Annotated in this window: 8 protein-coding genes and 1 other RNA gene; 1 reads left to right on the top strand and 8 read right to left on the bottom strand. The window is 55.1% G+C overall.

Annotation, left to right across the window (positions count from 1 at the left end; translation table 11 throughout):
• Nucleotides 1–781, top strand: a 781-nt coding sequence (locus ABX962_RS16755) for a patatin-like phospholipase family protein (protein WP_372721190.1), incomplete at its 5' end; no start/stop codon positions are given.
• A 129-nt stretch (nt 782–910) separates the two neighbouring features.
• Here ABX962_RS16755 and ABX962_RS16760 read toward each other — a convergent pair.
• The 8 genes from ABX962_RS16760 to nusA all read right to left on the bottom strand — a co-directional run bounded on the left by ABX962_RS16760 (nt 911) and on the right by nusA (nt 12,996).
• A complete protein-coding gene (locus ABX962_RS16760) occupies nt 911–1,927 on the bottom strand; it encodes a DUF1080 domain-containing protein (protein ID WP_372721191.1) in 1,017 nt (338 codons plus the stop codon).
• A 370-nt stretch (nt 1,928–2,297) separates the two neighbouring features.
• The gene (locus tag ABX962_RS16765; protein WP_372721192.1) at nt 2,298–3,722 is read right to left on the bottom strand and encodes a glycoside hydrolase family 5 protein; all 1,425 of its coding nucleotides are present in this window, start codon (nt 3,720–3,722) and stop codon (nt 2,298–2,300) included.
• Between the two features lie 625 nt (nt 3,723–4,347).
• Nucleotides 4,348–4,725, bottom strand: a transfer-messenger RNA (tmRNA) gene (gene ssrA, locus ABX962_RS16770).
• 292 nt (nt 4,726–5,017) lie between these two features.
• Nucleotides 5,018–5,764 (bottom strand): YebC/PmpR family DNA-binding transcriptional regulator, encoded by a 747-nt coding sequence (locus tag ABX962_RS16775; protein ID WP_372721193.1) that lies wholly within the window; start codon nt 5,762–5,764, stop codon nt 5,018–5,020.
• Between the two features lie 67 nt (nt 5,765–5,831).
• Nucleotides 5,832–6,893: a hypothetical protein gene (locus ABX962_RS16780; RefSeq protein WP_372721194.1), complete on the bottom strand. Its 1,062-nt coding sequence runs from the start codon at nt 6,891–6,893 to the stop codon at nt 5,832–5,834.
• Between the two features lie 126 nt (nt 6,894–7,019).
• A complete protein-coding gene (gene rbfA, locus ABX962_RS16785; RefSeq protein ID WP_372721195.1) occupies nt 7,020–7,490 on the bottom strand; it encodes a 30S ribosome-binding factor RbfA in 471 nt (156 codons plus the stop codon).
• A 385-nt stretch (nt 7,491–7,875) separates the two neighbouring features.
• Nucleotides 7,876–10,842 (bottom strand): translation initiation factor IF-2, encoded by a 2,967-nt coding sequence (gene infB, locus ABX962_RS16790; RefSeq protein WP_372721196.1) that lies wholly within the window; start codon nt 10,840–10,842, stop codon nt 7,876–7,878.
• Between the two features lie 672 nt (nt 10,843–11,514).
• Entirely contained in the window at nt 11,515–12,996 is a 1,482-nt protein-coding gene (gene nusA, locus ABX962_RS16795) for a transcription termination factor NusA (RefSeq protein ID WP_372721197.1), read from the bottom strand.
• Nucleotides 12,997–13,117 lie beyond the last annotated feature (121 nt).

Here is a 13,117-nt window from a genome sequence, read left to right on the forward strand (position 1 = left end):
ATCGCTGGCCGATTTGCCAATCGCGCCGAACTGGATCATCAACGCGACCTGCTACCAGACCGGAAAGAACTGGCGATTTCAACGTGACTTGATGGGCGATTACCAAACCAAATACATCACCGATCCCGATTTCCGATTGTCACATGCACTGGCAGCATCCGCGGCAGTCCCCGGTTTGATCGGTCCGCTAATGATCCGATCACGACAACATCAATGGAGTGAATTTCGCGAAGACGATTGGCACACGATCGCTCCTAAATACAAACGTCTGCATCTTTGGGACGGTGGAGTGTATGACAATTTAGGGGTCGAATCACTGTTCAAGCCCGGCGACGGGCTACGCGAAGGGACCGATTTCTTAATCGTTTGCGATGCATCACGCCCACTTTCAACCGAAACAAGGCAATCGCGTTGGCGGCCCGGATATTTAAAGGCATCGATGCGGTTGGTGGATGTTGCGACCGACCAAGTACGTAGTCTACGGGCGCGGATGCTGATGGAATACTTCAAGCAGAATCCTGGAACCGGAGCCTATCTGCGACTCGGACTGAGGACGCAGAAGGTGTATTCGCGAAGTCCCGATGGCGGCAAACCCGCATTAACCGATAGCGAAGTTGATTTGGTCTCGCAGCTTGAAACTACACTGCGACGGTTGACCGATCACGAGTTCAGTTTGCTATTTCGCCACGGCTTTGAAGTCGCGGATGCAACGCTTTCCACCTACGGTCATGAAGCGATCGGCCGAGTGCCACGCAAACAAGTGCTCTTCAAAGCAGCCTGAGCAACCGTGATCTTCGCCAATTCGCCTATAAATGCGAATGTTGTAAATGCGGCTCTCGTCAGCACCGATGATGTTATTTTCAACAGCCCAGCAAACGAGAAAGCGAGCGAACGCTTCGTGCTTGCACGATCAATCCTTTAGCACCGGTGCTAAGTAGATATTCTTGTATTTGACCGAGGTATGGTCACCTTGCAGATAGATCGGCCCCGATGCGGCGGCGTTCGTATAGATGGCTCCCGCGGTCGGGGCGTCGATGGGTTGGTTGTCGATAACTTTGACGCCATTCAGCACGACGGTAACGTGCCGATCGACCAGAGTCAGATCGTACGTTTGCCATTGGCCACCCGGTTTTCCCGCGTTGCTCGATGGCGCGATCGCACCAAAGATTGCCCCCACCCCCTGAATGCCTTGCATCCGGCTGTCCCGGTCGACCACCTGAGCCTCATACATTCCTCGCAGATAAATACCGCTGTTGCGTGCTTCTTCCACCAGGAATTCGATGTGCAACCAAAAGTCTTCAAATTCAGCTTCGGTGCGTAAATTTGCGTACAAGCCAGTGGGACTAAAGTCGGTCTTGGTGGTGGTGTTCACCAGCATTCCATCAATCACGCTCCATCCATTCGTCTTGTCAGATTCGTGAGTTCGCCAACCGCTCATGTCTTTACCGTTGAAAATCATGATCGGATGCCCAAACCGGACCTTCGACAAATCGGGAGCCAATGCGGGCATCGGCGGGACTCGGGTTCCCGTAAACGCATCACGCTGGGATGTTCCATCGGCGAGCTGACGCTCAAGGACACCTTCGAGCTTGCCCTCCTTCATCCCTACGTCCACCTTCGTGACCGACGCGTGCCCATTTTTATTTTTTGGGTTTCTTCGAATCTCAAACTTCAATCGCCCCTCTACCTGCTCGGCGGCATAGGGGCCGGTTGGGCCTATATACAAACGCATGTAGACTTGCGTCTGACCGTCCTGCTGAACCACACGCATCCACGCCGGCATGCCCGATTCGAGGTCAAGGGACCAATCACCGGTGATCTCTTCGGCTCGCAGCGTTGAAAAAACCAAGCTTGTGCCGACGATCAATGCGGCTAGCCGGCAATGAGTCCAAATGTTAATGCGTGAGAATCGATCAGGATTCGTCATGATTCGTTGCTCGTGTCGTAATGAAGATGAATATCGGTTGGACTGGCGGAAAGCGAACCTTGGACGCTAACGCCGGGTCTGGACGCCACCGCGATCGTCCCTGCGGCCTCCGCAACGAGTGCCACCGTCTTTGAAGGACAGAGTTACCATCTGCGATAGTCCACGTGCCAAAGTTATTGGGATGAAATGAAACGACTTAAAACGTAAGTCTTGTTCGTTTCACTGTTTTCCCTTCCGTTCCAATTTTTTGGGCGACGGAGTGCAGCTCGAACTATCTTAACAGACTGCGATTTAGAACGTTCCTCGGAAATCCCGAGTCGACGTTTTTCGCACGTGCCGCGTGTCACCTACATTTCATGCACGCTCTCAATCACGGCTTGCTACCGAGATCATTTGCCGCGAGCGGCGAAATCCGTATGACCAGCATGGGATCATCCACGACCCAATCTTTGATGATGAGACGCTGTGAATCGGCGTCCCATCGCAGTGCACTCGCTTGTTCACGAAGCGTCGCATCGGTGACGCCTGGAGTCGAAAAATGTGATTCGCCTGGAAGCATCTCCAGCACCACATCCGAACCGATTTCGACGCGGAATCCTTCCTCATAGAAACGTTCCTGAGGAACAAAAATCACACTGCTGCCCAACGTCGCGTCCGGCTTGAGTCTTATTTCCAACACGCCAGAGGCAAAATCATATTGACAGTCTTCTAGATCGCCCGCAATCGCTAACGGACGCGGGCGTGCGAGAACATCCGTGATGAATTTTCGTTCGACGACCCCAACCGGAGTTTTGTCTGAGAAGATTGCCCATGTAAACGGATCACGCCGCAGCTTGGACCTCAGTTCCACTCGAGAGCCACAGAACCATGCTTTGATTGCCCCGATCCCGTGGCGATCCAGTTCGTTGGCCGTCACCTGGTACACGTCCCTGTACCGAGACTGCATCGCTTTGTCGGTATCCGCTGCGATGTCCGTCGCCGGCCCCCATTCGCCTAGCAGCAGCGGTGCCTCAGAAATCACGGCCTCGCGTTCATAACGCCGCAGTGTCTTACGCATCCGATCCAAATTCATTTGATAGAGATGGGGTGCATAGATGACGCGGCTGCGGCCGAACGGAATGTTCATCGGCAGAAAAGGCCCTTCACCTGCTCCCGTCTCTCGATACAACGGTTGGTAGAGTGCCCATTTATTGGGGCTGATCGATTGCATCGCGTCAACGATTCGCCGCTGAGTCGGGAGCAATTGTTCGCGAAAGCAACGTTGCAAATTGGGATCCAAGCCGTGTTGGGGTTCATTTAGAATGTCGTAACCGAAGACCGACGGGTCGTCTTTGTAGCGAGTCCAAATCTTGGTCCAAGCACGGATCAATTGGTCTTGAGCGCCGTTCGTGTTTTCGTAGATCGCATCCCACTGCGGATGCCCAAAAGGCCGGATGTCATAGACCACCAATTTGAAGATCGACTGCATTCCTGCGGCGCGAGCCAACCGGACCATCTCGTCGAGTTGTTGCAGGTAGGCAGGATCTTCGGCCTTGCCTGGCCAGCCACCCAAACGTCCCAGCGCCGTGCGGATGACTTGAAAGTTGGCTCCCATTCGAACCATCCGCCGATAATCGTTGGCGGTGTAACGAACCGTCCCCTGCAAGTCTTCGGTGATCGTGACAAAGCCTGACACAACAATTTGGCGACCCTGGTCATCGCGAATTGCCATCGGCATCGCGACGTCGGCAGCGCAGGAGGTGCCAAGCGATCGAGTGAACAAAGCGAGCAGGAGGAGTGTGATTCGAAGTTGCATTCTTATGATTTCGTGTTTGCTTGGCCAAAATTATCCGTAGCCAAAATCGAGAGACGGGGGGACGAGGGAAGTAGGACGGGGCAGGCAGGTCACGATGGTTGCTTATTGATGCTTGCGATGTCCCGACCTGTTGGTTTTCAGAGACGATTTTGAAGGATTCGTCCGCAATCCGCCAGTGATGGGCTAATGCACTGCCTGTGACCGAGACGCAATGCGTTGCGACGGCACTAATGCAGAACAACAGAAGAATAGGTTAGAAAATGGGAGGTTAGAAGATGCAGGAACGGATGCGGCTCGTAGGCTTCGACATTTCCGTGCTCAACGCCGGTGGGACAATGAAACGATGAAAGGGGTCAAACCTCTTTGACAAGCACTCCACCCTCTTGCACCCGAGCAAGGAGGCATTGAAACGATAGCTTTTTGGCTACCGTTTTTCTTCGGCGGGCACGATGCTGCCCGGCGGAGTGCCGTGGCAACCGGAACATTTTCGTTCAAAACCGGGGCCTTATCGGAAACATTATCGGAAACTCGAGAGGTTCCACGAACCGGCGAACGTCAGAAACCTCTGACAATCACCGTAAGGGCAATAGAAAAGGCCACTTAAGTCAAATGACTCAAGTGGCCTTGATGGAGGCGGCGGGAATTGAACCCGCGTCCCGCGATGCATCCACGACAGCGTCTACATGTTTAGTCAAACTATTTGTGTCTCCTCGAAGGAAACTCTTCGCTCACCTTGGCGCTGCCTGACAGGCTCCAAGCTTTGCTAACTCGAATCTTTTTTAGCTCACCGCGTCTCGAGTAGGACGGCAAGCGATCCAGAATTGTGACGGGCATTCAGGCGACTCTGGCGGCCCCCATCAGCCCGGGCTACCTGTTCTTAGGCGGCCAGTGCGAAACTTTCGTCTGCAACTAAAAATTTTGATCAGCTTTTTACGTGGCCAACTGATCAACCACGACATGCAACCATCGCTTCAAAACGTCCGGTCGAATCCAGATCGCCCCCGGTCCTGGGTGCGGGCCGAAAATACGTGCCCGCGAAGCAATCCGTATTCTAGCAAGCTTCCTTTGATTTGACAATTCAAATGATTTGACAATTCAAAGCCGATGCTGCCGAAGAAAAGTCCAGGCAACCGGTTAAGACTATCAGCCGCTTGCGTGTGAGCGGCAGGGCACAACGCAGCCCCCGGAGCTTAACGGCTCTCGGCTCACATTGGCCATTTACATTTAGAAAAATCAACGAAAGTCTTCGCGACTTTCGCTACGAGGGGCGGCCGCTAAATTGGCTGCTGAATCAATCACTCGTCTTCGAACATCTCGTCGGTGAAATTCAGATTCGTGCTGACGTTTTGCACGTCGTCGTGATCATCGAGTGCCTCGAGCAGTCGCAGCACTGATTTAGCCATCGAGCCATCGACGTCGACCATCGTTTGAGCAACTTGGTTGATCGATGAAATCTCCGGCACAAGTTCAGCTGCGGCAAATGCGTCCGCCAGCGTTTGATGCGCATCGGGATTACACGTGACTTGGATCTTACCATCGTCAAGTGGCTCGACATCGTCGCCGCCATTCTCCAATGCGATCTCGGTCAGCTTCTCTTCGTCCGCAGTCTCGGGATCGAATACGAACACCCCTTTGCGTTCAAACAAATAGGAAACGCAGCCAGTGTTGCCGAGGTTACCGCCAAACTTGCCGAACATACTGCGAAGCTCGGGTGTGGTGCGATTGCGATTATCGGTCATCACTTCGCACATCACTGCGACGCCGCCGGGACCGTAGCCCTCGTACAGCAGCTCTTCGACTTCGCTGCCCTCGAGCTCTCCTGTGCCACGTTTGATCGCCCGCTGGATATTGTCCTTGGGCATGCTGATCGCCTTGGCATCCTCGATCGCTTTTCGCAATCGGATGTTGGCGTCAGGATCGCCGCCGCCCATCTTGGCGGCGACAATGATCGCCTTGCTCAACTTGCTCCACATCTTACCGCGTTGGGCGTCCACACGGCCTTTACGATGTTGGATGTTCGCCCATTTTGAGTGCCCAGCCATGTTTGCTCAGAAAAGGATTGTTGGAGTGATGTGAATGGAAATCGAGTTCAAGCGAGCGAAGGATAGGCTATCGCGGCTTTCGCTTGGAAAGCTTACGACTGGCCGATTTTTTGGTAGCCGGCTTTTCAGCGTCGCTTGAGGACGCACTCGCTTTGGCCGACTTTTTCTTTGAATCCTTGCCCGCAGCCTTCTTCTTAGTTTCGGTGCGTTCCGCAGCGATCTCAGCGGCCTTCGTCGGCAACGCCTTCTTGGACGCCGACTTCTTGGACTTGGTCGTCGATGCTTCTTCCGCAGCAGTTTTACTGTCGGACTTCTTCGCTTTCGCAGCCGTCTCGGCCGATTTTTTGTCAGCCGGTTTGACTTCCTCTGCATCCTGCTCGAGCTCGTCGTCCTCGGCAGCCTTCGCCTTGCGATCGGCGACGCGTTGTTTGGCCGCCTTCTTGCTGGTGTGCCATTCGTCTAAACGTTTGCTCGATCCTTTGGCGACATCATCCACCAACGCTCGCGACTTTTTGTCTTTGGCGTTGTTGTTCAGCGCTACTGCGGCTTGGTGCAACAAATCCGAAAACTCAATGCCCTTGCTCTTTGGAATCGCTCGCTCGAGCCCTGGGACTTTGCCTGCGGCCGCCTCGGATTGCGAAGCGATGTCGGTCACCATCAAAATCACCATCGCGGAGTAGTCGACAGGGATCGAATGTCCGCCCAATCCATGCTGGATGGTGTAACTCAGCACAAACGGAGTCATGCCGGGCATCTTTTCAAACTTGGCAACGGCTTTGCCCAAGTTCTCTTTTTTGAGATGGTCGAGGTCGAAGGTGTAAAATTCTTCGAACACCGATTGCAGATTCGATTTCAACCGCGTTGCCGCCTTGGTCGGATCCGGCAATCGCGACAACACTTGACTCAGCTCGCTGATCGTCGTCACTCGGACTTCGTTCCAGTCGAAGAAGTCCTGCTCACACTTGGCCATCCCCTCATCCGCAAGCTCAGCGGAGGAGTCCTGCAACAGTGAAGCGTACAAAATGTGCTCGAGCAACGGCCGAGCAGGCTGTGGCGGCGTTGGCTTGTAGTGCTTCTTTAACGCAGTGTACAGTTTGGTAATTAAGGCAGCGCGGTTACTTGCGGACATCTTGCGGCAATGAAGAGTTATTGGGTGTTGTCAGTTTTGTGGGGCATTTGCCAGCGACCATCCTTGGCCAACGATCCGGAGCACGCCAGTGCGACACGTCTCTGGAACAAAGGTTAACCATCGCGACTAGGGCTGGGTGTCGCCGCGGGGCGGAGTCACGTTGTCGCCCGAAGTTTCGGGTGAATCGATCGAATCATCCTGATCCAGTTCGCCATCTTGATCCAGCGCATCAATGTCGGGCGATCCCGCCCCCGATTTTTCCTGCTTAATCTTATTTAACAATTCGCTAACGACCAGCGCGTTTTGCAGTCCCTTGTCCAGCTTGAAGGTCAACTTGGGCGTGTAGCGAGCTTCGATGCGATTGGCGATCTTGCTCTGCAAAAATCCCGCACAATTCTGCAGCCCACGAATCGCGAGCTCCTGCTGGTTTTCGGTCCCCATCACGCTGACGGAAACCTTGGCTTCGCGCATGTCGGGCGAGACCTCGACTCCGATCACGGTGACGTCTTTGACGCGAGGGTCACGAACTTCGGTCAAAATCGTCGACGCGACGACTTCGCGGATCGCTTCAGCAGCTTTTAGTAAACGACGGGACATGAGGAACGGAGTTAAGAAAGAAGGTAAAAAATGGACGGGAATGAAGCAGCTAAGATCATCTAGCGGGTAACAGAGGATCTAGCGGTGTAAGTGTCGCGTGTGAACACAGAGCCCGATAATGCAGCTCTGTAATCCCCAACTGCGGCGAGGTGGAAGACGTCAGGCACGAACGATAGATCGCATCGAGCGCCGAATCGGTGCGACCGGCGGTGCAATCCCAGCTGCAAACAATCGGAACGCCTTAGCCGGAATGCCTTAATCGGAACTCACAATCGACTCGACACCTCACTGCGTCGGAATGCCTCAGCAACGTGCAAGCCGATGATTACCGAAATCGCCGACGTCGAAGACGCCGGCGTTTTCGGACGATGCAACCGCAAGCGGTTTAATCCAATGTTCGAGCGACCTCTTCAATGCGATACGCTTCCAACACGTCGTCTTGTTTGATGTCGTTGAATCCGCTCAGACGGATACCACATTCCATCCCACGCGGTACTTCTTTGACATCTTCCTTGATTCGCTTGACCGTATCGAGCGGGTAATCGCCGATGGTGCGACCGTCGCGATTGACACGGATACGGCAACCACGCTGGATAACCCCTTGAGCGACATAGCACCCTGCGATCGTTCCAACACGGCTGATTTGGAAGACTTGTTTGACGAGGGCACGTCCCAATTCGACGACACGTTCTTCGGGTTTCAAGCGACCTTCGATCATCGCCTTGATGTCGTCCGCCAACTTGTAGATGACTTGGTAACGTCGAATTTCAATCCCACGCTCTTCGGCGAGCGACCGAGCTTGATCATCCGGGATGACATTGAAAGCCAACACCACCGCTTCGGATGCCGAGGCGAGCGTAATATCGGCCAGCGAGACACCGCCGACGCTTTTCTGCAGCACTCGCAGCTCGACTTCGGGGTGATCGAACTTGCTGAGTTCTTTCTCGATCGCTTCGAGCGACCCTTTCACATCGGCGCGGATGATCAAGTTCAACTTGACGCGATCCTCGACACCGATCTTTCCGCCTGCCAACATCTCTTGGAACGTATCGAACGAGACCTTGGTGGTGCTGCCCGACAAGTTTTCGCGACTCGAGTTGGATTCGCGATTCTCGGCGATCTCTCTCGCTTGCGCGATGTCTTTGAGCACATGGAAACGATCGCCTGCACCCGGAGCTTGGTCCAATCCGGTGATATTGACCGGAGTACTTGGGCCCGCTTCCTTGATGTTCTTGCCAGTCAGTGTGTCCTTCATCGAACGCACGCGTCCGTGTGACGGACCACAAACCAACACGTCGCCGACTCGGAGCGTTCCGTTTTGAACGACCAACTTTGCGACGACACCGCGGTCGCCCTGCTGTTCTGACTCGATACAAACGCCCAGAGCCTTACGGTCCGGGTTCGCCTTGTACTCGTTCATTTCCGCGATCGTCAGCAATGTCTCGAGAAGCTCGTCCATCCCGGTACCCTTGGTGGCACTGGTTCGGATCACTTCAACATCGCCGCCCCATTCGCTAGGCGTCAATTGATGTTCGGTCAATTGCGTCAGCACGCGGTTGGCATCCACGCCTTCGAGGTCGATTTTGTTCAGTGCGACCACGATCGGCACGCCGGCGGCTTTCGCATGACTGATCGCTTCGGCCGTTTGCGGCATGATGCCGTCATCCGCTGCGATAACAAGCACTGCGATGTCGGTGACGTTCGCACCACGAGCACGCATTTCGGTAAACGCTTCGTGACCCGGCGTATCGACAAACGTGACCTTTCGTCCATCCTTGTCGATTTCATAAGCACGGATGTGCTGGGTGATCCCGCCTGCTTCGCCGCTGACGACATTGATGCCGATCAAATAATCGAGCAAACTTGTCTTGCCGTGGTCGACGTGGCCCAGGAAGGTCACGATCGGAGCACGAGCAACAAGCGATTCTTCGGCGTCTTCTTTTTCTTCCAGCTCGGTGATCAGCTCTTCTTCGAGCGTCTCGGAAGCCTTCAATTCGATATCAAGATCCATCTCTGCAGCGACGAGTTCCGCGGTTTCGAAATCGAGCTGTGCGTTGATATTGACCATGATCTGCATGCCCATCAACGTCCGCAACACTTGTGCGACTGGAACCCCGGCGGCTTCAGAGAAGCTTCGCACGGTGCAGGGCAGTTCAAGTTGGATCTTGTCTTTACGCGGAGCCGCCGTATTGGTGCCTTTGCGTTTGAGCGTCCGTCGACGATACGGTGATTCGCGTCCACCGCGATCAAACGACTCGTTCTTATGACGACGTCCGCCGCCACCGCCTCGCGAGCGTTCGGCGCGGGCACTGGCCATTCCGGACAGCCCCTTCTTGCGTGGCTTGTCCTCTTCCTCGACCGACTTGCCACCCTTGTGGCCTTTTTCGCCGGTGAAGCCACTCAGACCGCCACTGCCGATTTTGCGAGTGCCGCCACGCTTGCTGTCGGCATCGTCTTGAGCGATTTGCTCGAGAGGTGCCTTCATGCCTTGTTTGTGACCGGCGATCACATCTTTGCTGAGCTTGATATCCGGCTTCTGAGCTTTCGGTTCGCCTGGAGCCGACTTAGGAACCACATTTTCAGGTGCATCCCCGAGTGCCGCCATTTTGACGTTAATGCGAGGCTCGCGACGCTTTGGCTTGGAACCTTTCTTGTCGCCACCGCCGCTGGACGCAGGACGATCGAGCGAACGGATTCCTCCGCCGCTTGGCGTTGCCGAATCAGGACGCACGGCAGCGACGGGCGCACTGCGATCGACCGCTCCGGTCGGGATCGTTCGTTTGCTGAAGCCAACCTTGTCAGCCACACGAGCCGCCAAGCCGCTGACGCCACTTTTTCGCTGTGGTGTTTCCTTGGGCGAACCTCCCGAATCCGCGGGCGGTTTTGCTGCCGGAGGCTTCGGTGCCGCAGGCGTGCTAGGCGACGCTTCTGCTGCAGGAGCTTTCGCTGGCGCTTCCGCGGCCGCTTTCTTGCTGGAAGGCGAATCGTCGAACAGAGGCGAACGAATCGGTGCCGGAGCAGCAGGTTTTGACCCCCCCACGCTCGCTGGCTTGGGTTTGTTCGGTCGCCCGATTTGAATCGCAACCGGTTTACGTTTCTCGGGAACCACCGAGTCACGAACCGCCGCAACGGGGGCCGTTGAAGATGTCGTTGCCTTGGCAACCACAGGTGTTTTGGGAGCAGCAGGTTTGGCAGATCCCGCGAGGTGATCGCGAACCTTCTGAGTTTCTTCGTCGGTCAGACTGGCAAGCGCCGAGCCTTTGCCGGTAATACCGACCTTCTTGACGATATCGACGAGATCTTTGCTGTCTAAGTTCAGTTCTTTGGCGAGCGCGTAAATGCGTGCGGGCACGGGGTAGAAGTCCTGTCAGTTTCGTTTGGGAATCGGTAAGACCAACTACGCTTTCCTTATCAACACGACGGAAAGTGCACGCTGCGGCATTCTGCTGAACACATGCAACGTTTTACGTGTTTCACTAACACGTCGTCGGCTTAAACACGGCTTTTCGAAGTGGCGTTTAATTCGACAGTAGGTGATCAAATAAAGTTTGGCGGATCACACCTGGATTGATGGCATACCGATTCGTTCAATGTGGTTGAAGTTACATAAATGATTTCCTCCATCGCCATCATTGGATCCCACGGAGTGAATAAAACACGGGGAAAATGATGTCGGGGAATGATTCAAGTGATGCTTTTGGACCTGCGAGAGGCCCTGTCTGGGGTTAAGAATAGCGAAAAATCTGTCTGTCGCAGAGTGGCACTTGGCCAGAATCTGCCGCAAACCGAAAAATTTTCGGCCCGTCAGTTACTTTCATGTCGCTACGAGGGGCAAACAATGACGACTTTGCCAGCAAAAAACAAGCCCACCTCACCCACAGGGGTGTTGACACAGTGTCGCGTCGAGTAACTCGCCCCGCGGCCACGCAGCGAAAATCCGCGGCGTAAAACCGCGAATCGCCTCGGCTAAAGCCGGGGGGGCACGCCGCTGCGTAAGTCTTGGCGACTTTCGCGGCCGCTGCGACTAACTCGACTTGGTCGCGGACGACTCCGAGTCGGCGGCTTCGGGCTCAGCGGCTTCGGGCTCAGCTACTTCGGGCTCGGCGGCTTCAGGCTCGGCGGCTTCAGGCTCGGCGGCTTCAGGCTCGGCGGCTTCGGGCTCAGCCGTCTCTTCCGCAGCGACCGCTTCACCACTTGCCGATTCAGCCGGTGCTTCTTCGCTGGACGCTGCTTCCGCGACCGGTGCTGCTTCGGGTGCCGGTGCTGCGGCCGCTTCGGGCTCAGCGATTCCCGCAGCTTCGGCTTCACGCATCAGCCGGTCTTTCTCTTTGCGAGCACGACGCTCTTCGGTCGCAGCCTGCTCGGCCTCTTCGGCACGCGCTTCGGCGGTTTCGACGATGTAATCAACCTGCTCGGCGGTCAAACCACTCATTTCCATGAACAGATCGGGCTCGATCACGGACAGGTCGTCGTAGGACAGGTAACCTTGCTCGACAAGCGACTGAGCAATCTCTTCGGTCACGCCTTCAATTTGACTGAAACCTCCGACCGCACGCTCGATCTGCTCTTCCAACTCGGCACCGGTCATAATTTCGATGTCCCAGCCGCACAGCTTACTGGCCAGACGAACGTTTTGACCGCGGCGACCAATCGCCAACGACAACTGATCCTCTTGGACCAACACAATCGCCCGCCCGATCATATCGCAAAGCAAAACCTGCTCGACGGTCGCCGGTTGCAGCGAGTTGGGAATCAAAACCTCGGGGTCTTCGCTGTAACGGACCACATCGATATGCTCACCCGCCAACTCTTCACGAACCGCCTTGATTCGGCTGCCACGGAACCCCACACACACGGCGATCGGGTCCACTTGTGAATCGACGCTGCTGACGGCAACCTTGCTGCGATAACCAGGCTCGCGGCTGATCGATTTGATCGAAATCACTTCTTCCGAGATTTCAGGAATCTCCTGTTCAAACAATCGTTGCACCAATTGCGGTCGCGTTCGACTGAGCACAACACGAACACGGTTGCCCGCAGCTTTGACTTCAAACACCACCGCGCGAACCCGTTCACTGGCGTGCAACGATTCCCCAGGAATTTGTTCACTGCGAGGCAGAATCGCTTCGACGTTGCCAAGGTTAACGGTGGCGACACCACCATCGGCGCGGCCGATGATACCGGCAACGATTTGACCAACTTGCTCGCGATACTCCGCCATCAACGAGTCACGTTCGGCTTCCTTGACTTTTTGAATGATGACCTGCTTGGCTGTCTGAGCACCGATACGGCCGATCTGATCTTCGCCTAACTCTTCCCCATCATGGCGGGCGGTGATTCGCCCGTTCTCGCGGTTCAGGTTGATGGTGATGTCGGCATCTTCGCCATATTGCCGTTTCGCCGCAGTTTGCAGCGCGGCTTCGATGGCGGAAAAGACAAGCTCCGTGTCAATGTTCTTCTCACGGTGAAGCGAATCAACGTAACGAAGTATGTCTTGGGGGTTCATAGTCGTGGCTTCGATAAGGGCTCTATAAAAACTGCCCGAACCTTTGGGGGCCCGGGCACAGCGAATGCTCGATTGTTTAATCTAGGTTATCGATACTAATCAGGAGTGTCAACCAAGACTG

The organism is Novipirellula sp. (assembly GCF_041583735.1).
Lineage (GTDB): Bacteria > Planctomycetota > Planctomycetia > Pirellulales > Pirellulaceae > Novipirellula.